The sequence below is a fragment of the Oligoflexus tunisiensis genome (assembly GCF_001748245.1).
GTDB classification, from domain to species: domain Bacteria; phylum Bdellovibrionota_B; class Oligoflexia; order Oligoflexales; family Oligoflexaceae; genus Oligoflexus; species Oligoflexus tunisiensis.
The window spans coordinates 5,699,103-5,724,513 of the sequence record NZ_BDFO01000001.1; the positions used below are offsets into that span (position 1 = coordinate 5,699,103).

The 25,411-nt window shown below is 55.8% G+C and carries 25 protein-coding genes; 5 read left to right on the top strand and 20 right to left on the bottom strand.

From position 1 onward, the window contains the following. The 3 genes from OLTU_RS23510 to OLTU_RS23520 form a co-directional block, all read right to left on the bottom strand. The gene (locus OLTU_RS23510; protein ID WP_141735190.1) at window positions 1-807 is read right to left on the bottom strand and encodes a DODA-type extradiol aromatic ring-opening family dioxygenase; all 807 of its coding nucleotides are present in this window, start codon (window positions 805-807) and stop codon (window positions 1-3) included. A 14-nt stretch (window positions 808-821) separates the two neighbouring features. Beyond that, window positions 822-1,403 (bottom strand): malonic semialdehyde reductase, encoded by a 582-nt coding sequence (locus tag OLTU_RS23515; RefSeq protein ID WP_141735191.1) that lies wholly within the window; start codon window positions 1,401-1,403, stop codon window positions 822-824. 102 nt (window positions 1,404-1,505) lie between these two features. Continuing rightward, the gene (locus tag OLTU_RS23520; protein ID WP_141735192.1) at window positions 1,506-2,384 is read right to left on the bottom strand and encodes a LysR family transcriptional regulator; all 879 of its coding nucleotides are present in this window, start codon (window positions 2,382-2,384) and stop codon (window positions 1,506-1,508) included. A 75-nt stretch (window positions 2,385-2,459) separates the two neighbouring features. Here OLTU_RS23520 and OLTU_RS23525 point away from each other — a divergent pair, with 75 nt between their 5' ends. The 3 genes from OLTU_RS23525 to OLTU_RS23535 all read left to right on the top strand — a co-directional run bounded on the left by OLTU_RS23525 (window position 2,460) and on the right by OLTU_RS23535 (window position 5,296). Next, window positions 2,460-3,587 (top strand): DUF2157 domain-containing protein, encoded by a 1,128-nt coding sequence (locus OLTU_RS23525; RefSeq protein WP_141735193.1) that lies wholly within the window; start codon window positions 2,460-2,462, stop codon window positions 3,585-3,587. Then, complete coding sequence (locus tag OLTU_RS23530) at window positions 3,584-4,123, top strand: GDYXXLXY domain-containing protein (RefSeq protein WP_141735194.1); 540 nt, start codon at window positions 3,584-3,586, stop codon at window positions 4,121-4,123. Before OLTU_RS23525 ends, OLTU_RS23530 begins: the two co-directional genes overlap by 4 nt. A 111-nt stretch (window positions 4,124-4,234) precedes the next feature. Continuing rightward, window positions 4,235-5,296: a coiled-coil domain-containing protein gene (locus OLTU_RS23535; protein WP_218110219.1), complete on the top strand. Its 1,062-nt coding sequence runs from the start codon at window positions 4,235-4,237 to the stop codon at window positions 5,294-5,296. Between the two features lie 60 nt (window positions 5,297-5,356). Here OLTU_RS23535 and OLTU_RS23540 read toward each other — a convergent pair whose 3' ends face one another. From OLTU_RS23540 to OLTU_RS23600, 14 genes are all read right to left on the bottom strand, one after another. Next, window positions 5,357-6,589 carry a S41 family peptidase gene (locus OLTU_RS23540; RefSeq protein ID WP_141735196.1) on the bottom strand — a complete coding sequence of 411 codons (1,233 nt, stop codon included), beginning with the start codon at window positions 6,587-6,589 and terminating at the stop codon, window positions 5,357-5,359. A 27-nt stretch (window positions 6,590-6,616) separates the two neighbouring features. Beyond that, window positions 6,617-7,045 (bottom strand): anti-sigma factor family protein, encoded by a 429-nt coding sequence (locus OLTU_RS23545; protein WP_141735197.1) that lies wholly within the window; start codon window positions 7,043-7,045, stop codon window positions 6,617-6,619. Beyond that, window positions 7,030-7,569, bottom strand: a complete 540-nt coding sequence (locus OLTU_RS23550) for an RNA polymerase sigma factor (RefSeq protein ID WP_141735198.1) — start codon at window positions 7,567-7,569, stop codon at window positions 7,030-7,032. Before OLTU_RS23550 ends, OLTU_RS23545 begins: the two co-directional genes overlap by 16 nt. A 134-nt stretch (window positions 7,570-7,703) precedes the next feature. After that, window positions 7,704-7,847 (bottom strand): hypothetical protein, encoded by a 144-nt coding sequence (locus tag OLTU_RS32060; RefSeq protein WP_176736897.1) that lies wholly within the window; start codon window positions 7,845-7,847, stop codon window positions 7,704-7,706. Between the two features lie 146 nt (window positions 7,848-7,993). Then, entirely contained in the window at window positions 7,994-8,431 is a 438-nt protein-coding gene (locus OLTU_RS23555; RefSeq protein WP_141735199.1) for a hypothetical protein, read from the bottom strand. A gap of 261 nt (window positions 8,432-8,692) precedes the next feature. After that, complete coding sequence (locus tag OLTU_RS23560) at window positions 8,693-11,725, bottom strand: PKD domain-containing protein (RefSeq protein WP_141735200.1); 3,033 nt, start codon at window positions 11,723-11,725, stop codon at window positions 8,693-8,695. Between the two features lie 212 nt (window positions 11,726-11,937). After that, window positions 11,938-12,591 (bottom strand): alpha/beta hydrolase, encoded by a 654-nt coding sequence (locus OLTU_RS23565; RefSeq protein WP_141735201.1) that lies wholly within the window; start codon window positions 12,589-12,591, stop codon window positions 11,938-11,940. Window positions 12,592-12,600: 9 nt separating this feature from the next. Next, on the bottom strand, window positions 12,601-13,965 hold the full coding sequence (locus OLTU_RS23570) for a hypothetical protein (protein ID WP_141735202.1): 1,365 nt from the start codon (window positions 13,963-13,965) through the stop codon (window positions 12,601-12,603). Between the two features lie 15 nt (window positions 13,966-13,980). Beyond that, window positions 13,981-14,763: an outer membrane lipoprotein-sorting protein gene (locus OLTU_RS23575; protein WP_176736898.1), complete on the bottom strand. Its 783-nt coding sequence runs from the start codon at window positions 14,761-14,763 to the stop codon at window positions 13,981-13,983. 20 nt (window positions 14,764-14,783) lie between these two features. Continuing rightward, complete coding sequence (locus OLTU_RS23580) at window positions 14,784-16,127, bottom strand: ABC transporter permease (RefSeq protein WP_141735203.1); 1,344 nt, start codon at window positions 16,125-16,127, stop codon at window positions 14,784-14,786. Between the two features lie 3 nt (window positions 16,128-16,130). Further along, on the bottom strand, window positions 16,131-18,203 hold the full coding sequence (locus OLTU_RS23585) for an ABC transporter permease (RefSeq protein ID WP_218110220.1): 2,073 nt from the start codon (window positions 18,201-18,203) through the stop codon (window positions 16,131-16,133). Between the two features lie 54 nt (window positions 18,204-18,257). Then, window positions 18,258-18,938 carry an ABC transporter ATP-binding protein gene (locus tag OLTU_RS23590; RefSeq protein WP_141735205.1) on the bottom strand — a complete coding sequence of 227 codons (681 nt, stop codon included), beginning with the start codon at window positions 18,936-18,938 and terminating at the stop codon, window positions 18,258-18,260. A gap of 107 nt (window positions 18,939-19,045) precedes the next feature. After that, a complete protein-coding gene (locus OLTU_RS23595) occupies window positions 19,046-20,101 on the bottom strand; it encodes a hypothetical protein (RefSeq protein WP_218110221.1) in 1,056 nt (351 codons plus the stop codon). Window positions 20,102-20,148: 47 nt separating this feature from the next. After that, window positions 20,149-20,574 carry a hypothetical protein gene (locus OLTU_RS23600; RefSeq protein ID WP_218110222.1) on the bottom strand — a complete coding sequence of 142 codons (426 nt, stop codon included), beginning with the start codon at window positions 20,572-20,574 and terminating at the stop codon, window positions 20,149-20,151. Between the two features lie 276 nt (window positions 20,575-20,850). Here OLTU_RS23600 and OLTU_RS23605 point away from each other — a divergent pair, with 276 nt between their 5' ends. Both OLTU_RS23605 and OLTU_RS23610 read left to right on the top strand, forming a co-directional pair. Then, entirely contained in the window at window positions 20,851-21,849 is a 999-nt protein-coding gene (locus OLTU_RS23605; RefSeq protein WP_141735208.1) for a tetratricopeptide repeat protein, read from the top strand. Between the two features lie 74 nt (window positions 21,850-21,923). After that, entirely contained in the window at window positions 21,924-22,622 is a 699-nt protein-coding gene (locus tag OLTU_RS23610; RefSeq protein ID WP_141735209.1) for an START domain-containing protein, read from the top strand. A gap of 40 nt (window positions 22,623-22,662) precedes the next feature. On the opposite strand, the gene OLTU_RS23615 is transcribed toward OLTU_RS23610, so the two are convergent. The 3 genes from OLTU_RS23615 to dinB all read right to left on the bottom strand — a co-directional run bounded on the left by OLTU_RS23615 (window position 22,663) and on the right by dinB (window position 25,232). After that, entirely contained in the window at window positions 22,663-23,427 is a 765-nt protein-coding gene (locus OLTU_RS23615; protein WP_141735210.1) for a sporulation protein, read from the bottom strand. A 133-nt stretch (window positions 23,428-23,560) separates the two neighbouring features. Next, entirely contained in the window at window positions 23,561-24,091 is a 531-nt protein-coding gene (locus OLTU_RS23620) for a hypothetical protein (protein ID WP_141735211.1), read from the bottom strand. A gap of 58 nt (window positions 24,092-24,149) precedes the next feature. Then, entirely contained in the window at window positions 24,150-25,232 is a 1,083-nt protein-coding gene (gene dinB, locus OLTU_RS23625; RefSeq protein ID WP_141735212.1) for a DNA polymerase IV, read from the bottom strand. Between the last annotated feature and the right edge of the window lie 179 nt (window positions 25,233-25,411).

Sequence of the window (25,411 nt, forward strand, 5' to 3'; positions counted from 1 at the left end):
TCAAGTTCCAAACTGATAGCCGGACACCTCAAGACCAAACATCTGATCCCCATAAACCCGCGTGGCTCGTTCATCACGGGCGGCACCGGCAGCCACCATCAGGGGTATCAGGTGATCCTCGCGCGGATGGGCCAGGCGCGCAGCCGGAGCTTCCTCCCAATGCCGCAGCTTGTCCTCACGCTCCGCACCGGTGCTCCCTGTCACAGCCTGGGTCAGCCAGGAATCAAATTGTCGGGACACCGGAATCGCATGTGGCTGTCCGAACTCACGCAGATTGTGATAGCTGAGGCCACTGCCTACAATCAGGATCCCTTCCTCGCGGAGCGGAGCCAGGGCCCGTCCCAGATCCAGATGCTCCTGAACGTCATAACCCTTTTTCATCGAGAGCTGCACGATGGGAACATCGGCTTTGGGAAAGACCACTGCAAAAGGCACAAAGACGCCGTGATCGAAACCGCGCGTGGCATTCTCCTGACAGCTGATGCCCGCCGCCTGCAAAAGCGTATGGACACGCTGCACGAGAGCCGGTGAACCAGGAGCCGGATAACGCACCTGATAGGTCGACTCGGGAAAACCATAATAGTCGTAAAGCATCGGCGGCTCGAGATGGGTCATGACGGTTACGGCATGTTCCTCCCAGTGCCCTGAAATAACAAGGATCGCCTGGGGACGGCCGAGAGTGGCCGGAAGACTTTCCAGATAACGCCTGAGTCCTTCATAGGGATTGTGCGAACCAAAATCCATCCACGGCCATGGCCCGCCGCCGTGCGAGATGAACAGTGTGGGCCATTTTTTTACCGGTTTCATAACATACTCCCGATTCATTCGAGGATGCGGGCGCCTTCCGCAAAACTGAGGCGCGGGTTGCGCGGAAACAGCTGACTGGCATCACCGTAACCAAGGTTGACGAGCAGACTTGATTTCCAGCCGGTATCCTTCAGAAAGGCGGCGTCCACCGCATCCTTGTCAAAGCCGGCCATCGGTCCTGCATCCAGTCCATGCGCCCGCGCGGCCAGAATAAAATATCCGTGCTGCAGCGCGCTATTGTATTGTGCTGTCTCACGCGCCAGGCTTTCGTTGCCCGTGAACCAGCTCTTCGCATCCGCATGGGGAAAAGTTCTGGGCAGCTGCTCATAAAACTCCGGATCATAAGCAAGGATCGCAGTCACCGGAGCGGTGCGGGTTTTTTCCAGATTTCCCGGCGTTACACATTCCAAAAGTTTATCCTTCATTGGTCCAGCCTTCACAAAAACCACACGCGCCGGCAGGCAGTTGGCGCTGGTCGGACCCCATTCCATGCTTTCATAAATTTTTTGCAGAATGAGATCATCAACAGGTCGATCGAGCCACACATTGTGAGTGCGGGCGTTTTGAAAGATTTGGTCGAGATGAATGGTCTTCACAGATCAACTCCTTTGTCCATTGTTCACTCCCCTACTTTACGGCGTAAATCTGTTGAACAATAGATGGGTTAATCTGGAAAGATTGTTCCACTGGCTGGACAATCAGGTGTAGGCGGCCTTTAAAGCCACCGCACAGGCCTGCACAAAGGCTCGCACCTTGGGATGCTGGAATCGCTGGGCCGGATAAACCAGACTGATTGCGTTGGTTTCCCCCCTCCAGTCCTCAAGGACGCGGACGAGGCGGCCGGCCGCGAGAGACTCTCGAACCAGCATGTTGGGAATGAGGGCGAGACCGAGTCCTTCCTCAGCCAGGGCCTGCAGCGCGGGAAACTCATCCGCAGACACGCGGCTTTGGATCGGGACCGCAATGGGCTTGCCGTTTTTATAAAAGGTCCACTCGGTGCGTGAGGCAAATCGCAGGCAATCATATTTCACAAGATCACGCGGATGATTCAAATCCTTGAGACGGGACGCGTAAGACGGTGCTGCCACCAGGAGCGATTCATTGGTGGCAACCCGTTTGGCGATCAGGCTGGAACTTTTGAGAGCCCCACCGCGAATGGCAACATCCACACCTTCACCCACAAGATCCACATAACGATTGGTCAGCAGAAGATCGACGCTGATGGCCGGATACTGGGCCAGAAATCCCGACAGAAATTGGGCCAGAAAGCGCCCGAGGTTCACCGGCGCGGTGACAACGAGGCGGCCCTGGGGCGTGGCCTGGCTTTGAGCCAACGCGTGTTCCGCCTCTTCAATTTCAGCGAGCGCGTGCGAGCAGGCTTGAAAAAAGGCGGCGCCTTCAGCCGTCATGTTGAGTTTTCGCGTCGTGCGCTGCAGCAGAGTCACACCCAGACGTTTCTCCAGTGCGGCGACCTTGGCGCTGATGGTGGATTTGGGAGCTTCCAGTGAACGGGCGGCCTGGGTAAAGCTTCCAGCCTGGACAACTTTCACAAAAGCTGCAACATCACTGATATCCATGTTTTTCTCCCCTCCAAAGGCTTTCAAGTTTATAATGGTGAAGCCGGACACTGCATTAAGAAAGAGGCAAGGCTCATGGCTCTGAAGAATTTGAATCAATACCTGAGCGATTGGCAGAACCATGGATTTCTGACTTCGGAGCAGGCGGCGGCCATTCGTCAGTTCGAAGCCGCACGGGCGCCAGGTTCGCGTCTGATGCTGGCCCTGACCATCCTGGCTGTGCTTTCCATCGGGCTTGGGTTGATCAGCCTGATCGCGGCCAACTGGAATGCCATTCCTGGCTGGTTCAAGCTTTTGACTTACTTTGCGCTGATGCTGGGTCAGGTGTATGCGCTCATGCGCTGGGATCAAAAACCTGGATGGGTGCGGGAAGGCTGGCACTTCCTTTTTATCATTTCCATTCTCGCCGGCATCGGTTTGATCGCACAGATTTTTCATGTTCCCAGCGATGGCTGGCGGGGTGCAGCGCTCTGGTCCGCGCTCAGCCTGGGTATTATGCTGCGGGCCCGCTCGTGGCATACCGTCCTTCTTTGGTTTGTGAGTTTCGGCTGGGCCTGGCTCGGCTTTGTTTTTCAGAATTCCCGGGACGCTTTTTTGCGGCTGGAAGGGTTGATGGGCACCGTCACCCTGCTTTGCATTCTGGCGAGTCTAAGGGGCCGCTGGTCCCTGCCGGAACCCCAACGCTCGGTGACCTTGATGCTGGGCTCACTCCTCATGCTGGTGGCTGGACCCTGGTTTTTTCTGGCCCGCAAGGCCTCTTCACCCGAGGTCGGCATCGATCTGATCGTGGCGCTGCTGCTGGCCGGGCTTTGGCTCCTCGTGCTGCGGCCACGGCTCAGGCGGCCGCAAATGATCGCGGCGGTCGTGGTGGCTTTGGGATTTTTTGCCCGCTGGTGGATCGTGGAATTCGCCCGGAGCGATCTCCTGGAAAACTGGCCCAACTTTTTGGAAACCGTGGTCTTTGTCGTTCAGATGAGCGCGCTCGGTCTTTTGGCCTTGCACTGGGATCGAAGCCGCATCTTTGATGCTCTGACGCTCCTGATGGCGGCCCGCATCTTCACTCTGTTTTTTACGCTCTTTGGAACACTGTTCACGACCGGGGCCGGCCTTATTCTTTTTGGAGTTCTGGTGCTGGTCCTTCTGCACGCCTGGTATCGTTATCATGATCGTCTGCAATCGCGACTCAAGGATATTCTGCGATGAAAATAAATCCCAAGGCCCTGCTGGTTTTTCTTCTGCCCGTGATCGTGCTCGGTCTTTGGGCTTTGAAATTACGCTATCAAGGAACGCGCGGCGTGGATGTCGAGCTGCCGATAGAAGGCTTTGATCCCCGTGATCCCATTTCGGGGCATTATGTCACGTACCGACTGGCCATGGGCCGGCATGATCCCTGTCGCCCCACCGATGGTCCCTTGATCAACCGCGAGGAGGCACGCTGCCTTTGTTTTGACACCAGCGAAAGCCCACAGCCGAACTGGGCGGGAGCCTGTGCTGCGAAACCCTCGGCCTGCCGTCTCCATCTGCAAGGCACCTGCACCTGGTCGGGTTTCACCGCCGGGGTCGAGCGTTATTATATCCCCGAAGCGGACAGCGCCTGGCTGAAGGTCGTACCTCCGAAGAGCCGCATCATTCTCACCCTCACCGGAGACGGTGACGCGCAGGTCAAGGCCTTCCTTCCCGAGGGCGAAGACTACAACGTCTGGATCCAACGTCAGAAAACTGAAAAGGCGTCCCCTTGATGCTGTCAGGTTCATGGACACTCACGGCGGTCGAAGCAACAGAAATTATTGAATAATATATTGGCCCGCATCTTGTAAGTGTCTGTTACCGACATGGAGAGGAACATGACTATGCGTAAACTTCTTGGAATCGTTGCCATTGTGCTTGTGGCTCAGGCTGGTTGTAAGCGGCGCTCAATGAAAGAAATCCAGGTCGCGGACGCGTTGCCGTCATCCTCCGACCTGACTTCGGAAGTTGACCTCGACCGCCTCAAACAGGAAAGAAATGAACTGATCGCCCAGCTGGAAGCGCAGCAGGTGGAAGGCGCACGCCTCATTGCCGAGCTGACCCTGGAGCGGGATGAGCTGAATGCTCAGAAATCGTCCATTGAACTCAATATCACCCGTCTGCAAAGGGAACTGGATGCCTCCACAACGCCCGAGGAGCGCGCCCAGATTCAATTCAAACTGGACAACGCGGTGAAGGAGCGTGAGGAACTCACGAAAAAATTGGAATGGAATGCGGATGCCATTCGGGATCTTTTGCAAAAAATGGATGCGCTTTCGGATGAGATCCGCAAGGCGAACGCCAAAATTTCTGATTTAAACGATCGCATTGAAGTGCTGGAGAACGAACTCGCCATCGAGCGTTCCAAAGTGGAAACCATCAGTGTATCCTCGCTGCCCAAGGCGGATGCCCCTGGCGCCACCGTCGCGACGCCCACGCCAACGCCATCCAGCACGCCGATCTCCACGACCCAGGGCACGGTCAGCACGATCGCCTGGCAACTCTACCGGCAGAATGCGGACAACACGCAGACCTGCTTTGAATTCGGCAGCACGCTGAGCGGTGCGGCGCTCCTGGGTCTTCCTTGCGTCACACCACCTCCGATCCGTCAGCAGTTTAAGACGGAGAGCTTTGGGACACAGTTTCTGCTCGTCGATCAAAGAACTCAAATGTGTGTGCGTCTGGACTCAGCCGCCACGGTGCCGGCTTCCGCCCGCATATTGCTGGGCGCCTGCAAGCGCGGTGGGGATATGGATGAACTCTGGAACTTCACGGGCGTGAATATTGACACCGGCGAATTTCAATTGCGCAGCGTAAAAACCGGCAACTGCCTGCATATTGCAGCCGACCGAAAAGTTGTGCAGCTGCCCTGTGGCCAGGCTGTGAATCTGCTCTCGGCCCCTTGATGATTCTTCAGGAGACAAAGTTCGGTCCCGCCGATCAGGGCAGGACCGAAGTCTCATGTCTTAGCTTTTCAGTTTCAGGACATTGATGGCCGTCTGCAGTTGCACATCCGCCTGAACCCTCTGCTCGATATTACGCTGCGATTGCAGCTTGATGGCTTCATCTTCGCTGAACTCAACCACGATATCGGGTTGCAATCCCTTGCCGCTCAGGTCGCTGCCGTCGGGCGCGAGGAAGGTGGCCGTCGTATACTTGATCGCGTATTTGTTGGGCAGCTCATCCACGCTTTGCGCGCTCCACTTGCCATAAGTGTGCGTGCCGACCGTGGTGGCTCCGGCACTCATTTTCAACGCGCCGGCCATGATTTCGGCACCGGATTTGGTATGGCCGTTCATCAGGACCACCAGCGGAATCGAGCCGAGGATAGGCTCCCCTTTGCTCAGAAGATCCTCCTGCACCGGACCGCGCTTGATGACCTTGACGATGAGTTTGCCTTTGGGAATGAAGTGCTCAATACTCTCGGTGGTCTTTTCAAAAGCCCCGCCCTGGTTGCCCCGCAGATCGATGATCAGGCCTTTGATGCCTTTGCCTTTCAGCTCGGTCAGCTTCTTTTTCAAAAGATCGGGCGTGGCTTCGGTGAAGTTGCGGATGGCGAGGAGCGCAACATCCTTGTTGATCATCTGGCTCGTTACGGAATCCCAGACGAGCCCCTGGCGCTTGATCTTCAGGACTTTGACATTATCTTCATGCAGCACGGTCAGCTGCACCTGGCTGCCCTCCTTGCCGCGAATGGCATAAACCATATCGCGCAGCTGCTTGCCTTTGAAACTTTGGCCATCAATGCGCAGAATCTGATCGCCGCGCTTGATACCGGCCTTTTCCGCAGGAGTTCCGGGGATCACGCCCATGACGTCGGCATAGCCATTGGCCTCGTTGAAACCCACTTCAATCCCGACCCCTACGATGCGGCCCTGCATGTCACCCAGCAGTTCACGATACTCGGTGGGCGACATCAATTTATTCCACATGGTCATCTCGGGATCGATCTGGCTGAGCATGCCTTCCACAGCTGCGCGATAAAGATCATCCTCGGTCAGACCCTTGTTCACATAATGTTTCAGGAGAGCCTGTTTCACGGTTTCAAAGTTGGCGGCACCGTTGCTGAAGGGCTCCTGGGGTTTGTTGCGCCAGCTGGCAAAGTCCGCATCCTCTTTTTTGGCCAGAGCGATCATGCTCCCGGTCGCCAGCACCACAGCAGAAATGCCCATCAGGATGGAATGTCGTTTCGGTATCATGGTTTGCCCTTTCCGCTTTCCACAGCTTCAAATGATATTGATATGCCCAGGATTCTCGCCGCCGGAGTCCACAGCCTCGTCCAGACCGTTGGTCATCTCCATTTGCGGGGCTGGCCGATCGGCTGGTTTATCATTCAGCTTTTGGACCTGGCCCGAAATCAGGATCAGGAGCAGGGCTGCGGCAGCCATGAGACCGCCAATGATGAAGCGGCGGGGATGCTCACGCACCTGCCCATAGGTAAAGGCCAGAAACTCGCGATGAATTTTCGCCTTCACCTCGGCCGAGGGCCGCAGCGCCACGACTTGGGCTGATTCCACATCGCGTTTCAAAAGAAGGAATTCCTCGAGGCAGGCTGAACAATCCAGCAGATGCGCTTCCACCTGCGCTCTGGTATCCAGATCGATGTTTCCAAATTGGAAATCGATCAGATGTTCCTGGTTTATTTTGCAATCCATTTGCCCATTTCCTTTCTTAGCTGCGTCACCATCAGGTGAACCCGGGATTTCACGGTCCCCAGAGGAATCCCGAGGATGTCAGACATTTCTTCGTAACTCCGGCCTTCGCGGCGCAAGGCATAGACCTGGCGCAAGGGTTCGCTCAAACTCGCGGCCACCTTTTGCATGTGCTCCAGATCCTCCGGATCAGGCCAGGTGTCGAGGGAGCGCACGGCCGCGCTATCGTAATCGGTAACGGCGGCCAGCGCGCGGCCTTCCCGTTTTTTCGAACGGAGGCGGTTCAAGGAAAGATTCAGGGACACCTTGAACAGCCAGCCGGCGAAGCCACCCGCCGCAAACTCCAGAGCCGGTCCTTTAAAAATGGCGAGCATGGCCTCATGGAAGACTTCCTCGGCGTCCTGCTGGCTTTGCAGACGCCGATAGATATAGCCGTAAATCGGTCCTTCGTAACGTGCGTACAGCTTCTCGAAGGCCGCCTTGGACCCACTGCGAACTTCGAGATAGAGCTGCTCATCGGATTCCATGCCAACCCTTTCCTAAGGCCTCAAGGGTGAAACACCAGAGAGGGACCAATGTTCACTGGATCATGAAAAAAATTTCGTGAACCTTTATTATCCAGCAAAATTCGGAACTTGGCAAAGAAAACAATCGGTAAGGATTACCGACGAAGACGGACCGGGACTTTCTTGAGCTGGCGGGAGGCCCGATAGGTCGTTACCTTGTCCAGCACATAGTCGGAAAGCAGGATCATGGCATAAAGACCAAGGATTTGCATGACAAAGGCCAACAGAACGACGTTCATGATGTTTCTCCTGAGCGAGTTGCGAGTTCGGGTGGCGCCACCAGTCTGCGTCTGCGCCGCCCTCTTAATGGAGAAACACCGCGCCCGGGGATTTGTTCAAAGCTGCGCGGAATTTTTTTTGATTTTGACGGGGAGTAAGGTTTCCCTCAAAGAGCCTGGTTGATCTGCATGAGCCGGTCTTCGAGAGCATTGATACATTGGGTAAGGGCCGTATAAACTTCCCAGCGAAGCACATACTCAGACTGCATGATGCCGTCATAGGTGGAGTAGCCGGGGAGAAGGCAGCTGACATCATGGAAGCGCTGGTTGATCTGCGCCTGGAAGATCTGGCCTTTCGTCCATTCCAGACGTACAGGATATTGCTGACTCATGCGGAAGAAGACTTGCACTTCATTCTTTTGGGGTTTCAGCACAACCTGATGAAAACGAAAGTCAAAGGCGCCTTCACACCAGGTGTCACCGCAGATGGAGTCGATGGCTTTCATGATGCGATCGGCGTCCGCTTCCGCCGCAGCTGCGCCGTGGGCGCGGACCAGAAAAAACAAGGCAACGAAAAGTTTGGTATAAAGAAAGCATGTTTTCATATATCACCTCGAACAAAAGAACGCGTTGGCGCCGGCTCCAGGGCCGGTCGAACCTTCACGAATAGCATGTTCCCCTGGCGGTTACAACTGTGCTCCGCTTCATGTCTTCACGGAAAATAAATGTCCCTACATTTGTTGTTAGTAAAATAAGGCCAGGCTTGCGAACGCGGAATGGGGGCGGCAGGGAATGGCGGAGGGCGACAGCTCAACCGTGGGTTGAAACGTGTGTCCAGCGGTCGACAGGGGAAGCCTCCGGTCGTTTTACTGGAGCGTGAAAACTTCGATCACTTCCATGCCCTTGCCTTCGATCGACATATACACATAGGCACCTGAGACATGGATATAGAGGGGCGGTTGGGACTGGTAGGTGGCATAGGACCGCACCACAGTCGGAGCCGCTTTGTTGCTGGCATCCATCACATACATCCTATTGGTGTCGTAAGAGGTGATGAACATGAAATTATCGCCGACGCCGACACTCAACGCATAACCGGGCTCCGGCGTATCGGGCAGCATCGTCACCGATCGGCTGACCAGGCTGGACGGATTGCCGGCATCGAAAATTTCGACGCCATCAAACCCTTCCGCAACATACACATGGGAACCGACGACGGTGACCTCTTCCATATTGCTCCGCACGATGGATTGCACAACCGTGGGCGCAGCCGGATTGCTGACATCGAAGACCTTCAGGCCGATGAAATTGCCCGTGTCCCGATGCGAGAGATAGACGTAATGGCCAATCTTGGCCACACCCGCGGCGTTGCCATTCGTTTCCGTATAGCTCGTCAGGGTCGGGGCGGCCGGGTTGGAAACATTGACGATGGCCAGGCCACCTCCCGTCTCGTCATCTTCCACCGCAACATAAACGTATGGGCCATCCACCAGCAGGACCGAGGCATTGGTCAGGGGCAGCGAACCCTTCACCACCAGGGCAGCCGGATTGGAAATATCCACGGTGATCAGACCTTTTTCCCAGTTGGCGACATAGGCCATGGTTCCCTGCACTTTGACGTCCGAGCACCAGCCGGATACCGAGCTGTTGCCGAGGGTGTCGGTGTCACTGATCGCGGGACTGGCCGGTGTGCTGACATTCACCAGCCCAAAGCCATATTCCTCACGGCAGACGGCCGTGTGCGTACCGGCATTGTGGAGGCCCATGATCTTTGACGAGTTGTAAAATCCTGTGTGGGTTATCGTCGTTTTCAAAGTTCTTAACGGCTGAGTCACCGCATTCACCTCAACCCCGCTCGCATAGTTTCTGAGAGCATCGGCGGCGAAAACCTTGTAATAATAGGTGGCGTTGCCGGTGAGCCCCGAATCGGTAAACGAGGAGGTGCTGCCGACGGCCACGATCGTTGAAGTGCCGAGGGTTTGACCCGCGGCATATAGGGTGCCCCGAACCGGGACATCAGAGATGGGCATCGTGTTGCGCAGAACAAGATAGGATTGCGTGCCCCCGCCTCCACTCGTCCAGTCGAGGTTCATGGCCTGCACGCCCGGTGTGGCGGTCAGAGCATTCACCTGATTCGGAGCGGTCGTATCCCAACTGAGTACCATCTGATCGCTGGCGCTATTGCCCGCGGCATCCGTCGCCGTAAGATGCAGGATATAGGCGCCGTCCGCCGTTGCACTGATGGTTGTGACCAGAGCATGGGCGCTGCCGAAGGACATGGTTCCCGGTCCTGATACCATGTTCCACGCATAGGTGCTGGCGCCGACGGACGTACCGGTCTGTATAAACATAAGATTCGCACTGCGATCGCCGCCCGCATTCACCGTGGGCGGAACGGTATCCCAGGTCAAGGTCAGCGTGTCCTCCGCCGTCTGACCTCCGGACCCGGTTATGGTAAGTTTTATCACATAAACGCCATCGGTGGATGCGGTGACCGATGTGTCCCTGGCCGTCGGCGTGGAAAATGTCACCGTGCCGGGACCGGACACCTTGCTCCACGCATAGATCACGGCATTCGAGGCCGTCGGCATAAGACCCACACTGCTGCGGGCGGCAAGGTCAGGACCCACATTGACCGTGGGAACGGTGCTGGTCCACTGAAAATTCATTTGGTCCGTTCTGGAATTGCCAGCGGCATCGGTGGCTGTGAGTTCCAACACATAGGTATCATCCACCGCGGCGCTGACCACGGGCATCAGAATATCACTCGCGGAAAACGTCAGCGTTCCTGTGCCGGAAACCTTGCGCCAGCTTACGCTGACAGCATCAGAGCCAGCGGAACCCTGCAGAGCGGTGGGGGCTCCGATGATGATATCCTGTCCGGCGCTCACTGTGGGTGGCGTGGTATCCCAGGTCAAAATCATTTCATCCTGCGCTGTCAAACCCGTGCTACCGATGGCCGTCAGACGAATGACATACACGCCGTCCGTGGAGGCAGCCACATTCGTTTGCAGACTCGTCCCCGCGGAAAACGTGAGCGCGCCTGGTCCGGAAACCTGGGACCATTGATAAACCTGAGCATGGGTGGCCACGCCGGCCAGAGTCGCCATGTGATTGTGCAGTAAATCCGGACCGGCATTCACCGTCGGTGGCAAGGCAGGAGGTCCGGGCGCTTCGGGTGTTTCCGCGGGAGTTTCCCCGTCCCCGGTTAGGACCGCGTTCGGATCGGCGGTCAGCATGAACATGAAACTTTGCGCGTTGGCATTGGTGGCTTCATCCGTGCAGCTCAGCTGCACGATATAGGTGCCGCCGGTGAGCGCGGAAAATTTGGGTTCGAATGTCTCGGCATCTTTGATCTTCAGCGTTTCGTGTGTGCTGCTCCAAAGGCAAGTGACCTCGCCCTGATCGCTCACGCTCACCCGCGGGCTGTCCGTCAAAGACAGAATTTGAAAACCATCGCCGCTGATGACCGGAGCCTGACGATCAACAATCAGCGGCAGGCCCTTGTCGAGGGCATCGTTCACCTTGGGTTCAATTTTCCATTTCAGACACAGATACCAGGTGCCTTCGTCCAGATTAAAAAGCCGGGTGCTGGTGTTTTTGGTGCGAACTCTTTGTTCGATCGTGCGGCAGGTCTCATCGCGAGCCAGTTCAAGTTGATATTCACTGGCCCGATCGATCGCGTTCCACGAAACAGGAATTTCCCGGGCGTTGGTCGAGGTGGAAGGAATCGTCAGCGCCACGGCCTGATCCGCACTGGATCGAACAGAAGCCGCACCGCCCTTGGTATTGCCCTGACGTACGGATGTTTCCGTTGAAGTCATGGCCGTGGGACCACAGCCCATCCAAGAGAGCGAGAGATAAAGTAGACCGCAGGTCTTATGCAGGGAACGCGACAAGGGATCCTCCCGAAACGTGCTGCCGGCGCGTAAGAATGCGAATAACTGAAATCGTCCTGAAAACCTTATCGGCACCGGGCTTAAGGCGGCGGGTTGATTGTGTGAAATTTTAATAATTTCTATCTGTTACCAAAAACTCTTCCCTGGGGGAGGCCCCAGGCGTTGAGTCACGGGGATTTTCATCGTGGAGGAGGGTAACCTCGCCTAACGAACTAGGGCTTTCGAGGCTCAAGCAGAAGTCTCAGGGTTCGGCCATCGAGTCGATGACCACCCGGAAAGGTCTCAAAGCGAAATCCAGGGCTGACCTTGCGCAAGGTCGCAGCCAGCTGCGAGGCCTTTTTCAAGGTGATATCCTGCTGCCCGATCATGATGGCGAAGCTCGAATGGGGATTCGGCTTTTCACTTTTGGAATCCCAGGTGCCGGCACTGCCGGAGGCAATGATGCGTTTCAATTTGGGATCGCTGTGGACCTTATAGAGCTTCAACCCAAAATATCCTCCGTTGGAGAAACCTACGAGGTTATAGTCGGGGTTGCCGCTCCAGCAGGTGCGGGCCTTGGCACGCAGAGCTTCAAAGGTTTTCAAAACCTCCTCGGGATCCTTCGCAGGCCAGCAAAGCTTGCCCGTGGGACACAGGGATCCACGCGGCAGAGCCACGCGCAGGGAAAGTTCCTGAGCCAGCTGCTCGAGAACCTTGTGGTTCTCCACTTCCTCCTTGGTGTCCTGGTCAGGAGACGTGAGGCCGTGCAGATAGATGAGATGACCCTTGGCGGCGGTCGGGCCGATGCAGACGGTCGGGGCTGGTTTGGCCGCGGCCGGAGCCGCGGTCAGCATCAGACTGAGAAGGAAGGTCAGATGGGGTCGCATGCCACACTTTCAAAAGTTGATGCTAAGGCCCACGCCGGCCGTCAGGAACGTTCTTTCCGTCGGCATCACAGCGAGCGCCGCCTGCAGATCCGGATCCAGACCCTGCGTTTGACCAAAGGCCTTCAGATTTTCCGGAATTTTCAAACAGAGTTCACCGTATTCACCGAAGCAGCGCTGCACATAGGCTTCCAGCGTAGCGTAATTGGCCACCAGCCAGGTTCCCGTCAGTCGGCCGATCGAGGTCTTGTCGCTCAGATTGCCCAGCCCCGTCAGATAAAAGGATGTTTCGTTCCAGGTCCCGGGATTGGGCAATCGCACATAACCGCTCACATAACGGCGACCGGCATAAAGGTTTTGCGATTGACCGACAAATAGGGAATAGAGTTCCGCAAAGCGATCCTCATAACCCAGTTCATTATAGAAGTATTCCGTTCCAAAATAAACGGCGTCCTCGCCGTTGTAATTGATCGCATAACGAATCCCGCCGACCAGCTGCTTGAAGGTCTTGTCCTCGTCCTGATAGGGACTGGGCAGAACAATCTGCTGATCCTCCAGAACACCATCCTGAAAGAATGTGCGCTGATGACGTTTCGAAAAGGCCGCTTCCATATTCACATCGATCGGACCCAAGGCGCTCGACACATCCACACCGAAGCGCTGCGGTGTGTTGCGTTTGGATTGCACCGTGAGAGCCAGTTCCCCTGAACCCAGGAAGGCGAACTCGCCCCGCAGGGCGAGACCGATATCATCATTGCGTTCAGCATCATCAAACTGCACCACGGCATAGTAATTGAAACCCAACTTTTCATTCGGCATATGAAACTTCAAAAGATTCTGCCCCAGGCGCCGATCGAAAAGCGCAAAGGGATCCCGCACCTCACGCGCCGTGAAATCAGTGGGATTCCAGATTTGACCGCTGCCCCATTTCAGATGCTGCTTCCCATAGGTGATGAACACCGTGCGGGCCAGGTCCCACTTGAACCAGAGTTCGTCGATGTCCTGCCGCAGGGTGGTCTCGCGACTGGTTGCACCGCTGGCATTCACGACGAGGGACTCCTGCTCCGTCAGTCGTGTGCGCAGAAAGACCCGCAGTTCCTCGCTCGGCCGGGTATCAAAGTAAATATCCGCGGTCTTGGTCGGTACAAACGGGCCTTCCTGAAAACGCTGATTTTCAACCTGGGAGCTGGTGGACAAAATCTCGAGACGTCCACCGATCTGCATTGTATCCATCAGAGCCTTGGCCTGCTGTTCCAGTGCCGGCTTGGGTTGGGTGGGTTTGGCCTCTTCTCCAAAGATATCCTCATCACGCGAATCCTGGGCCCGAGCCAAACCGGAAGCACCCACCGCGGCAAGCAACAGAACGAGCTTTTTCATGGCATTCCCCGTTTCTTAACGACTCTGCGATTCCAGCCAGGCTTTGGTAAACATGTTGGCATCCAGAGGATCGAGTTTCACATCGCGCAGGACGACGGTCGTGCTGTTGCCTTTTTCGACCTCATCAAAGACGCGAATTTCCTTGGGCACATACACATCGGAGCCTTTGGACTTGCTGAACATCTTGTCCCAGCCCGGATAGTAGGTGGTGCGCAGCAGCTTGCCTGATAGGGCGGACTCCTGACGCTTCAGGATATTTTTTGATTCCTGATCGATCCAGAGTTCCACGATGGGGCTGGCGACATCGGACTTGGGTTTGGCGGTTAATTTAACGCGATGCACCGGGAATTTTCCGAGTTTTTCATCGCCGACGAACTTCGCATCGTATTCGATGGCGAGGCGCGACTCATCGAAGTCATCACGACGGCTGTTGGTACCGGCAATGCTGGCCCGTTCCGTTTGCCTTTCCCATTTGCCGAGGGCCGGTTCATAGAGAAAAAGGTTTTTCTCGACCCGCAGATAACCCTTGCCGGCTTCGGCCTTGGGCTTGGTGAAAAGAATCATCCACTTGTCATCGGCATCGCGGCGGTAGACACGGGCTTCAAAAGCCTTGGTGCTGCCGTCCTTTTCCTTCTGATCGATGAAGACGACCGAGGCATAGTCACCCGTGGCGCGTTGCCGTTCATCCACCAGCTTGATGAGTTCTTTGGTTTGAGCCTCATCCAGGGCCAGGGCCCGATCGGATAGCGAGGCCAACGATAAGGCCATTCCTAAAATGACTGTTCCTTTGCGCAACATGGTATTTCCTTTCCCAAAAATCATTTGCCCTGCATCAAGGCTTCCACCGGACGCAGCCGGGCAGCCTTGAATGCGGGATACAGTGCAGCCAGACCAGTGATCACGGAAAAGAGGATCAGAGTGCTTATGATCTGGCTCGGATGCAGACTGAATTTCAAGGTATTCGCCATCATGAAGAGGCGCATGCCATCGTTGGTGATCGGTATATCGAGACCGTTAATAACGCCAATCACCAGAGAGCCGAAGAGGACCCCCAGACCCGAGGCCAAAAGCCCGAGCATGATGGCTTCAAAGACAAACATCTGAAGCACAAAGCCCCGTGGTGCGCCGATGGCCCGCATGGTGCCAATTTCCTTGGTGCGCTCCCGGACGCTCATCCACATCGAGTTCATGATCCCGCCGATGATGATCACGGCCAGGAGCGTGATCACGATCGCAGAAATGAAATCAAGGGCATTGGTGATCCAAAGTACAAAGGAAATCTCATCACTCCAGATGGTCAAATCAAGCTTCTGTCCCAGCCAGTCCTCGCCGGCCACCTTTTCAAATTTCATGAAGAAAGGATTGGGATCGTGATCCATGACTTGAAAACCCTCGTCTTTGAAGGTCTTACGCAATCTTTCCATGACTTCGGTGGACTTGTCCGCCTCGTCGAGGTAGACCATGATCACCCCGGTGGTTTCAGGCCCGACGGTATAGAGGTCAAGCACCACCTGCCGCTGGGTGAAAATCGACCAGTTGCTCATGAAGCCGACATCCGAGGCGATGGCGGCCACCTGCAGATCCACCGTGTTGTCCTGTCCACCGGAGGCTTCCGTCACCACTGTCAGCGTATCCCCGACCCGCAGTTCCAGTTTTTTCGCCTGGCCGGCAAAGATCAGAGCGGTGTTGGGCTTTTTCAGATCTTCAAAGCTCCCGAAGGTCTGGTCGCTGCCATCCTTTTTGTATTCACTTTCCTTGGCCAGACGGAGGCTCTTGAAAAAGCGCCCTTCCTCGTCATAGTTGATGCCGTTCAACCCCGCGTTGATGGACGAGGCAGGGCTGATGATCCGTCCCCAGCCACGGTGCCGATCGATGACTCCGGTGGCTTCCGGCACAGCCTTGACCACGATCTCCCGCAGTTTTGTGCGTTCGGCAAGAAGGGGGGCGGACGCTTTTTTGCGGATCTTGAAGAAGCCGCCGACATTCACATGACCCGCCGAGAGGGTCGTGGCCGATTCAATCATACGCTCGCTGATCGAGGAGGACACCGCCCGCAGAAACAGGAAAAGGGTGGCGACCACCGCCACCGCAAAGCCGAGCAGGATGGTGCGGCGTTTGGCCTGCAGCAGGTTGCGAAAAGCAATATTGAGCATGGTGATCATATCTCATTCCTTCTCTTGCATAGCTTCGGCCGGTTGCACGCGCGCGGCCAGGCGAGCCGCATAGATCGACGATAGGGTGGCGATCAGAGTGATGACAAACGGTGTGGCAATGATGATATCCCAACGAATTTTGGGATAGAGGCGCGGTCCCGAGAACAGGAAGGCCACGATGTCATTCACAGCCGGAATCCCCGCCTTGGCGAGCCAGAAAAGGACCACGGCTCCCAGGATCGCGCCCACGATGGAACCGATCAAACCGGTCACGCAGGTTTCTCCCAGGAACAGTCCCACGACAAAGGACTTTTGCGCGCCGATGGCTCGCATGGTGCCGATTTCCCGAATCCGATTGAGCGTTCCGACGATAATCGAGTTGTTGATGATCACGAGGGTCACCAGGAAAATCACGCCAAGCGCCAGGATCAGAACGAGGCGCATGATGTTCACCATCTGGCCGACGATGCCCGAGGCCTGCTGCCAGTCGATGACGCGAACCTCAAGCCCCTTGTCCTTGAAGGCCTGAGCCAGTTCCTCCTGAGTTTCCTTGAGGAGGTCGGGATCCTTGAGCTTGATGGCGGCATTCAAAGCCAGACCGTGCTTGACCTCGTCCAGCTCGAAGCTATCCGGAATCACGGGTTTGACGTCGATCACCGCTTCCACCTGGGAGTTTTTGGCCTCCAGGGAACGTGATTCAATCTCGATCTGACTTTCCTCGCCGAACAGAGCTTCCTCCGCATTGGCGGCTTCAATGTGCTGGATGCCAACCTTCTTGCGCATCTCGGCCAGTTCCTGCTGCGAGGCTTCGGTCATCTTTCCATAAAGTTCGCGGAAGCTGACAAGGTCGATGATGCTCGTCTGACCCGCAAGGTCGGAATCCTCGAGACCGGCAAAGGAATAGACGCCATAGACTTTGAGCGGCAGGCTTTTCACATAACCGCTGCGGGTATAGGCCCGGAGCGTGATGGTTTCGCCTGGGGAGATTTCATAGAGCTTCATGAGCGGCGCGATGTGCTGATAGAACCATTCGTGACGGGCGCTGAAGTTCTCATCGTTGACAGTCAGGAAATCCTTCAGCTGGTTCGTCAGATGCGCGATGAGGTCCTCGTCGGGTTTGGCCCCGTTGATGCCGAATTCCGTCAGCTTCTTGGACAAATCACTGGCCTGGTCGCGATTCAACGAGCTGATGATGGCGCTATACTGCCTGGTCAGGTCGGTGGCGTTGCGCTCGTTTTCCGCATCGCCCTGGATGGGGATATGGGTGACCACGATCCTTTTATGAAGGCGATCGAAGAGTCGGGCCACGACCACCTTCAGATAGTTTTCGCGGGCCCGGTGAGCCAGCAGGATCCCCCTTTGTCCTGGCGGCAGGTTTTCCCCTTCGACCACCCGAAACTTGGGAAAGTTCTGCTGGTAGAGGCTGATATCGGTTCCAATATAGCCCAGGTAAATCGGAGTTTTCTCGCCCGAGAGCGGCGCGATTTTGGTTTCCAGGAACTGGAGCTTGCTCTCATCCAGGGTCTTGAGCGTATCCAGAAAGCCAGGCGCCTCGGCCTTGGCAATATCCGCTTCCTGCGCTTCGACAACGGCAACATCAGCCACCAGTTTCTTCTGTTCCGCCGCTTCCTTTTTCAATTGTTCAAGCTGAAACCGCACCCCATCGATACGGGTTTGAATCGCCACCGGATCCTGACTTTTCAGAGCCTCACGCAGCTGATCGAGGATCTCATCCATTTCGTTGCCACGACCGAGCAACGACATGTCCATGCCCATAGGCACAAAGGCCTCGACATTGGGATTCTGCAGAGCGATCTCACGGTAGGGAACGATGTCCGGCAGCTCACCGATATCGGCGCGGCCCATAAAACCACCACCGAAGAGGGCCAGATCATCCTTGGCCTTGTCCGAATAGATCTGCAGATGACCGGCGATACTCCCGATGATGCTTTCGCGCATCGAGCCCTCGACATCGCGCAGGAGGGAAAAGCCGATCACCCCGAGAAAGGTTCCCAGGCACAAAAGGGTGCCGATCACCAGGGTTTTGACTCGATAGAGCCAAAGATTGCGAAATGCCACTTTCATGATCAATGAGATCATTTCCAAGAGTCTCATGTCCAAGGCCTCCTTCCTTCGGTTTCAGGACTCGACGACTTCCCCGTCCTTAAGCCGAACGATGCGGCTGGCATGCTTCATCACCTGCGGATCATGGGTGGAAAAGATGAAAGTGGTCTTGTGGGTGGTATTGATTTCTTTCATGAGGTTGATGATTTTTTCGCCAGTCGCGGAATCCAGGTTGGCGGTCGGTTCATCGGCCAGGACGATGCGCGGGCTGGTCACCAGCGCCCGGGCGATGGCCACCCTTTGCCTTTGCCCCCCGGACAGTTCGTTGGATTTCTGTTTCGCCTGATCCTTGAGCCCCACTTCGCCAATCAGCTGATCGATGATGCGGGCCCGATCCTTCGGGCTGAAACCGCCGTGGATGAGCAGAGGAAATTCGATGTTTTGATAGACGGTGAGCACCGGAATCAGGTTGAAGCTCTGGAAGATAAAGCCCAGCTTTTCCAGCCGCAGCCGGGTCAGATCCTTGTCCGAAAGCCTGGATATCGGCCGGTTCTCAATGTAGACCTCACCCGTGGTCGGTGAATCCATGCAACCGATGAGGTTGAGCATCGTGGACTTGCCACAGCCCGAAGGCCCGGCGATGGTCGTGAATTCGCCCTCTTCAATGGAAAGGTTGATGTTCTTGAGGGCTCTCACTTCGGTCTTGCCGAGCGGATAGACTTTCGAAACGGCTTCGATACGAATGGCTTGCGTCATGGCTGGCTCATTTCCTCCAGAGAATTCCGGGCGGATCACATAGGCATATATGGTGGCGCAAGGCTGTGGGATTGGCAAGGATTATCTTGGGACTGGAGGACGACTTATCAGTCTTTCATGATGATGCGAATGCCTTCCAGTTCAGGAGGTGTAGCGTCTGGACTAATAAAGAGCCAGCGCAGGAGCTGCAGATAGAACCCAAAGAGTGGCAGGCGATCGGCCACTTCCTGGCGAACGCGCTCTCTCTTCTCCTTGAAGGCGGCATGACTTTCGCTGGTGAGCAGTTCCTGCTCACGCAGGTAGACATCGAGAGTCTGGACCTGAATTTCAAAGGTCTTGTTCCACCAGCGATATACGGCCTTGATGGCCTGCCAACCGCTTTGCTTTTGTTGGGCTTCGCCGACATGGTTCTTGACTTCGATTCGCGTGAGTCGCTGGGTGGAGGGCTCATGCGAGACGCCGTGCAAAGCCAGGGTTTCGCTATCCCAGCTGGCATCCTCCAGGGCTTCCAGCACATTATGAATGCAGTCGTGATCATCGACCACGATCTTGATGCCGAAGATATCCTTGATGAAGTAACTCAGCTCGCGGAGTTTTTTATCCTGATGGACGAGCTTGTCCAGTTCGAAAATTTCATCGACCACCTTGGACCAGATCTGCTCCTCGGCCTTGATGCGCGAGACCATCTTGTTGATGCCGAAGGCATTGCGGCACAGCGGCTGATATTCAACAAAGTTGGCGATCAACCGGGGCCGCTCCCAGCCCTGGGGTCCGGCATAACGCAATTTTTCCAGCAGCCAGTTCCCGAGATCAAGGTCGGTGCGTTCGTAAACTTCTGATTTCTGAATATCCTGGATGAGCTTGAGGCGCTGGTGGGTCCCCGGAAGCTGGGCGATGACCACGCTCTTCATTTGCACTTCGCTGGCCAGCAGCTGATCACAGAGCAGACCGCAGAGTCGGTGCAGCTTTTCTTCGCCCTTGCAGATCATGCGATGATAGGCCCGTCGGACCTCTTCCAGGCGTTTGCGGGATACGACGAGCTCCTGGCCGCCAAGCCCCTCGCGCAGAAAGCGGTCCTTTTTATCCTTCAGATAGCAGACAAATTCATTCAGAACCGGTTCCTGGGTCACCAGCCAGAGTGTGGAATCAGGATAGTGATGCACATCACCGTTGAAAGAAATTTCCAAGCGCGGACCCGGGTTTTGTGTGGTTATTGATTCAGGCTCAAGCACTTGCTTACATCGTCACTCCGCGCCATGCAATAGGCAAAGGCCAGGGACGGTTGGCTGGGGGCCGAACATTCATGAAAGCTACGCCCACTTGCCATGCAGAGGCCATAGCCCGTCGTTGCGTTCTGCACATAATTACAGTCAGTCACATCGCGTCCGGACGCCATGCAGAGGCCAAAGCCCACGCTGGCTTTTTTGGGCAGATCGCATTCGGCAACGGGACGCCCCCCGAGAATACAGAGCGCCCAGCCTACGCTGGGGTTGGTTTTGTTCTGGCAAATGCTTTTGTAAAGACCCCCGTGCATGCAAACGGCCCGGGCAAAGTTCGGATGATCATTTTTTTGAAGAGCGATCACGAAGCCAACCGGCGGCACCTGCTTCTGCTTCAGGTCCATGATCCTTTGCATAAAGGCTGAGCTTGCATATTGGGCCTGAAGGCCTGGCATTACCAGAAGGTTCAGGACCATGAGGATCCAAAATGTGTGTACTGTCTTCATCGTCCACCTCGGCGAATAACTCAGCGAAACAGCAGGGAGCAATTCTTTTCTAGCAAGCAGAATGCCGAATATAAGCAGCTGATTTTATTCAAAATAGCTGAGGGGAAATGTTTACTTTTTAGGCAGAACTGTCAAGCTCCGGGGCACTGCGCTATCGTAGGAGTAGGGATAATACATGGAGGCAACATGGAGCGCGAAGAGCAGCGCAACCGGCGTTATTGGAAGAATCTCGCGACCACTCTGCACAAGGAGGGGCGTTATGCTGAAGCCCTGCGCATCTATCGACAGGCCATCCTCACGAACCCGGATGATGCCGACGTCAGCTACAACCTTGGCAATCTTCTGCGAACCATCGGCCAGAACGAAAAAGCGATCAGCTTTTACGAGCATGCGCATCGCCTGAATCCCAAGGATCCTGACATCCTGATCAACCTCGCGCCGCTCTATCGTTCCGGTCAAAGGCACGACGCCGCGCGGCAGTGTTATGAAAAAATTCTGCAGCTCGATCCCGAGAATGCCACCGCCCACTATTTCGTCGCCGCCCTTGCCGGTCAGACCCCGCCCCGCGCTCCGACCACCTATGTGGTGGAACTGTTCGATCAGTATGCCCCGACCTATGATCAGCACATGAATCAGGTCCTGAAATATCGGGCTCCCGAGCTCCTCCGCAACCTCCTGCTGAACTATGCCCCCACACGCGGGCGCCGGTTCCTGACCTGTGATCTGGGCTGCGGCACAGGACGCAGCATGGATGCATTCGAACGCCTCATCACCACGGTGGATGGTTATGATCTGTCTCCTGTGATGCTGCAGCGCGCGGCGGCAAAAAATATCTACCGTCAATTGATTGCCGGTGATTGCATCGAGACTCTGGCCGCAGCGCCCGCATCCTACGAACTCTTTGTGGCCGCGGATTTGATGCCCTACATTGGGGCCCTGGATCCTTTGCTGGAGGTGATTCGGGAAAAAGCCAAGTCCCCGGCTTTTTTAGTGTTCAGCACGGAGTTTCAGGAACATGGTGAATCCCCGCGGCTCCTGACCACCGGGCGTTACCAGCACAGTCTTGCCTACATGCAATCCCGTTTGCGGGCCCATAGCATGAGCCTGCGCGCCTTTCAGGTCGAGGCTTTGCGGCTGCAGGCCGAACAGCCGATTCAGGGTGGACTTTACCTCGTGGAAGTGTGAGAGCCTTGCCAGGTTGGGTGTTCTAGCGATAAAATAAGAGCAAAACCATCCTTTGCTTCGCCAGGAGATTTGACATGAAAGCACGGCGCATCGCTTTGGCCTTTGTTAGCCTACTGTTATGGCAGGAGCCGGTCCGCGCTGGTGTGCGCGAATGGCAAAACGCTGGCTGGGAAAAGATTACGTCGGAGGAAGGTATCACCACCTTCCGCAAATCCTTTCCGAACAGTGAAGTCAAAGGCGTCGGCGGGGAATGCATCATCAATGCGTCCATTGGAAAGATCCTCTGGGTTTTGATGGACAATGAACACAAGGCGGACTGGGTCGACAAATTCAAGAGCACGCGCACGGTGGACACGCCTTCCGACCTTTCCAATATTCAATATGCAGCGTTCAAGATGCCCTTCCCGGTCGCCGATCGCGATTTTGTCTACCGCTATGATTTCTCGGTGGATCAGGCCACGAACGCCATCATCGTCGCTGTGAAATCCGTGGAGCATCCCAAGGCTCCGGCCTCGGACACGGTCGGTGTGCGCGGTGAAATTCTGCACGGTCGTTACGTGCTGCAGGCCAAGGGTCCCAACCAAACCTTCGTGAAGGCGGAATATCTCGCGGATCCCAAGGGCATACTCCCGACCTGGGTTGTCAACATCGTCCAGAAGAGCTGGCCGTTCAAGACCCTGGCGGGCCTCAGAAGACAGGTGAAAAAGCCTTTTGTGAAGGAATGGGATATTTATACGAAGACGCTGAAGCCCAAAATGAAGGTCGCCCACTAAAAAAACCAGGGGACGCCAGCCAGCGTCCCGTGTCCTGATCTTACAGGCGCAACGCGCGCTCGATCATGCGTTCAAAATCGGTCCGCTGGGCATCCTCATAGGCCACCCGGAAGGACCGGATTTCATCGTCATGCCCACCAAACATCGACCGAAAACCACGCGCGCGGTGATCCACCTCAAAAATCACATCCATATCAAGCGGGCGATTGATGAAGGTGACTTCCACCTCGTTCAAGCGGCCGTAATAATTTGGACCGGGGAGATATTCAATCTCCTGAAAGAAGGGCAGACGCGCGCCCCGGATCTGTCCGTACTCGACATCCACCTTATGCAGACGAAAGCCCAGGCGCTGCATCGCATCGAGCACCATGCCCTGAGCCGGAAGCGGACTCACCCAAACGGGATCCTTGTCCCCGGAGTCCACCGCGTTGGCGAGATGCACATGCGTTCTCAGATAAACCGAGAGCGGCATATCATGGCCATGAAGTCGATTCAAAGGCGTATCCCAGGGAACGCGCACTTCAAAGGGAATTTCCATGGTCTGACCGGCCTTGATTTGCAGAGCGGATGCCACAGCCTCCGCCCCGATCACGACCGTCTGTCGTGTTTCACCATCACCCACTTCCTGTTTGGCGTAAGTTTCCAGCGCGATATCGATGCGTTCAATCGCCTGATCCGCCGCTCCACCGAGCAGATTGACCGTTCCTCGCAGAAGCCCGCCTGGCGTCAGGTTGGGGTTGGAGATTCTCGTATCTACCTTGGTACCACTGATACCAACAGAAGCCAAAATGCGATTCAATACCATAAGTGTTTCCTCCAGAACGTGTGTGAGTGAACCCGACAACCTCCTCAATAAACACGATTCAAAGTCATAAAGCAAAACGATTGATTTAAAGTGAAACTTCGTTTTTTGGAATATGTCGTGAAACACTCAGCCATCAAAGCCTCCAGGCCCAACCCAGGGTTGGATAGAGAAGCCATTCCTTTTCGATCACGTCATCGCCGATTTCAATGCGCTCCGGATCATTCCAATAGCGCACACCCAAACCCAGCTTCCAGACGCCGGTGTCACGGACCCACCGTGCGCCCCACTCGATTTCCACCGTCTCCATGGAAGAAGCGGTCGCCTCATTGTCCGGGAAATCCAGGGTATGCAGAGCGGTCTTTAAATAAAGGGCATAAGCTGCGGGCGCAAAGAGAGTGGATTCCAAAAAAAAGCCGTACTCCGGGACATCCGCTTCATCAAACAGACGATAACCGAGTTCCACTCCGATGCGGGAAACCAGGTCGGCCCATCCCAACGTCATAAGATAAGCCGCATGAAAGCGCAGGCCGGTGGCCTCCTGCTGCAGAACGTCTGCGCCCAGTTCCAGAAAATTTTCGGTCGGGAGAAAGGATTGGGCCGGCAGTGGGCTGGACCCCAGGACGAGAGCCGGCAACCCGATGCGTCCAAGCTGAGAAAAATTCATGACGTCCACTCGGCGTATTTCAGGTGGTGGTTCCGTGCCTGGCCGAAAACGCCAGGCTCTAAGCCTGAAGTCCCAGCGGAAGGGCCTCAGGCTGTTCGAAGTTTGCCACACTCACCCCGAGAAGGCGCACCTTTCTTTTCCCCACTTCCGTTTGTCCGAGCAGGTCACAGGCGATCTCTTGAATAACAACCGCCTCATCCGTGGGAGCTGTGAGCGAACGGCTTCGGGTCACCTGATTGAAGTCGGCATACTTGCATTTGACCGTGATGGTTTTTCCGCGCAGACCACGCCGCTGCAGGGCATCCGCCACGGCTGCAGCGAGCGCGCGCAGTTCCTTGACGAGAACATCAGGATCCAGAATATCGGTGGCAAAGGTATCCTCCTTGCCCAGCGATTTGCGTTCGCGTTCCACTTCCACCGGCCGTTCATCAATGCCTTGCGAGCGGACCCAGATCCAGCGCCCCATGCTGCCGAGCTGTCTTTCCAGCTCCGCCGGATCACGCTGCCAGACATCCCGACAGTAAACGAGCCCAGCCTGCTGCAGTCGTTTTTCACTGGCCGGCCCCACCCCATGGATGCGGCGCAGGGGAAGATGTTCCATGAAACGGCGCGCCTGCTCCGGCAGGATCACGGTCAGACCGCGTGGCTTGTTGATATCCGAGGCGATCTTGGCCAACAGTTTGTTGGGCGCAATCCCGGCGGAACCGGTGAGTTTCAGTTCGTCATAAATCTGATCCTGAATCAGTTTGGCGAGTTTGGTCGCATAGAGCCCGCGCTCATTATGCGTCACATCCAGATAGGCTTCATCGAGCGAGAGGGGTTCGATCAAAGAAGTATACTGCTGAAAGATATCGCGGATTTGTTGCGAGACGGCCTTATATTTATAAAAATTCGGGGCCATGAAAACAGCATCCGGACAAAGCCGCGCCGCCTGTGAACAAGGCATGGCCGAGCGAACGCCGAACTTGCGGGCGACATAGCTGGCGGTGCAAACCACGGCGCGCGACTGCGGGGAACCTCCGATGACCAGTGGTTTGTCCTTGAGACTCGGGTCATCACGGATTTCAATCGACGCGTAAAAGGCATCCATATCAAAGTGGATGATTTTGCGTTCCAGCAACGATGGGTGCACTGTGGGCATGACGCGGGTCCCCGGAAACGTTTTCCATAAAAATGTATGTTATCCGAGGGGCGCTTGTCCAGTCCAGGACGGCTCTCTGCTATCGGTGCCGGACTTCACGCTGTCGGGGGGTGATGCGCGCAGTTTAGGAAGTTCCTTGAACACTGTTCGCCGCAATCCTCCTCCTTCAGGGAGGTCAA

What these genes read in the sequence shown, in the direction of transcription:
- OLTU_RS23510 (WP_141735190.1), bottom strand. Translation starts at nt 807, where the DNA reads ATGAAACCGGTAAAAAAATGGCCCACACTGTTCATCTCGCACGGCGGC.
- OLTU_RS23520 (WP_141735192.1), bottom strand. Translation starts at nt 2,384, where the DNA reads ATGGATATCAGTGATGTTGCAGCTTTTGTGAAAGTTGTCCAGGCTGGA.
- OLTU_RS23525 (WP_141735193.1), top strand. Translation starts at nt 2,460, where the DNA reads ATGGCTCTGAAGAATTTGAATCAATACCTGAGCGATTGGCAGAACCAT.
- OLTU_RS23530 (WP_141735194.1), top strand. Translation starts at nt 3,584, where the DNA reads ATGAAAATAAATCCCAAGGCCCTGCTGGTTTTTCTTCTGCCCGTGATC.
- OLTU_RS23535 (WP_218110219.1), top strand. Translation starts at nt 4,235, where the DNA reads ATGCGTAAACTTCTTGGAATCGTTGCCATTGTGCTTGTGGCTCAGGCT.
- OLTU_RS23540 (WP_141735196.1), bottom strand. Translation starts at nt 6,589, where the DNA reads ATGATACCGAAACGACATTCCATCCTGATGGGCATTTCTGCTGTGGTG.
- OLTU_RS23545 (WP_141735197.1), bottom strand. Translation starts at nt 7,045, where the DNA reads ATGGATTGCAAAATAAACCAGGAACATCTGATCGATTTCCAATTTGGA.
- OLTU_RS23550 (WP_141735198.1), bottom strand. Translation starts at nt 7,569, where the DNA reads ATGGAATCCGATGAGCAGCTCTATCTCGAAGTTCGCAGTGGGTCCAAG.
- OLTU_RS32060 (WP_176736897.1), bottom strand. Translation starts at nt 7,847, where the DNA reads ATGAACGTCGTTCTGTTGGCCTTTGTCATGCAAATCCTTGGTCTTTAT.
- OLTU_RS23555 (WP_141735199.1), bottom strand. Translation starts at nt 8,431, where the DNA reads ATGAAAACATGCTTTCTTTATACCAAACTTTTCGTTGCCTTGTTTTTT.
- OLTU_RS23565 (WP_141735201.1), bottom strand. Translation starts at nt 12,591, where the DNA reads ATGCGACCCCATCTGACCTTCCTTCTCAGTCTGATGCTGACCGCGGCT.
- OLTU_RS23570 (WP_141735202.1), bottom strand. Translation starts at nt 13,965, where the DNA reads ATGAAAAAGCTCGTTCTGTTGCTTGCCGCGGTGGGTGCTTCCGGTTTG.
- OLTU_RS23575 (WP_176736898.1), bottom strand. Translation starts at nt 14,763, where the DNA reads ATGTTGCGCAAAGGAACAGTCATTTTAGGAATGGCCTTATCGTTGGCC.
- OLTU_RS23580 (WP_141735203.1), bottom strand. Translation starts at nt 16,127, where the DNA reads ATGATCACCATGCTCAATATTGCTTTTCGCAACCTGCTGCAGGCCAAA.
- OLTU_RS23585 (WP_218110220.1), bottom strand. Translation starts at nt 18,203, where the DNA reads ATGAAAGTGGCATTTCGCAATCTTTGGCTCTATCGAGTCAAAACCCTG.
- OLTU_RS23590 (WP_141735205.1), bottom strand. Translation starts at nt 18,938, where the DNA reads ATGACGCAAGCCATTCGTATCGAAGCCGTTTCGAAAGTCTATCCGCTC.
- OLTU_RS23600 (WP_218110222.1), bottom strand. Translation starts at nt 20,574, where the DNA reads ATGCAAAGGATCATGGACCTGAAGCAGAAGCAGGTGCCGCCGGTTGGC.
- OLTU_RS23605 (WP_141735208.1), top strand. Translation starts at nt 20,851, where the DNA reads ATGGAGCGCGAAGAGCAGCGCAACCGGCGTTATTGGAAGAATCTCGCG.
- OLTU_RS23610 (WP_141735209.1), top strand. Translation starts at nt 21,924, where the DNA reads ATGAAAGCACGGCGCATCGCTTTGGCCTTTGTTAGCCTACTGTTATGG.
- OLTU_RS23615 (WP_141735210.1), bottom strand. Translation starts at nt 23,427, where the DNA reads ATGGTATTGAATCGCATTTTGGCTTCTGTTGGTATCAGTGGTACCAAG.
- OLTU_RS23620 (WP_141735211.1), bottom strand. Translation starts at nt 24,091, where the DNA reads ATGAATTTTTCTCAGCTTGGACGCATCGGGTTGCCGGCTCTCGTCCTG.
- dinB (WP_141735212.1), bottom strand. Translation starts at nt 25,232, where the DNA reads ATGCCCACAGTGCACCCATCGTTGCTGGAACGCAAAATCATCCACTTT.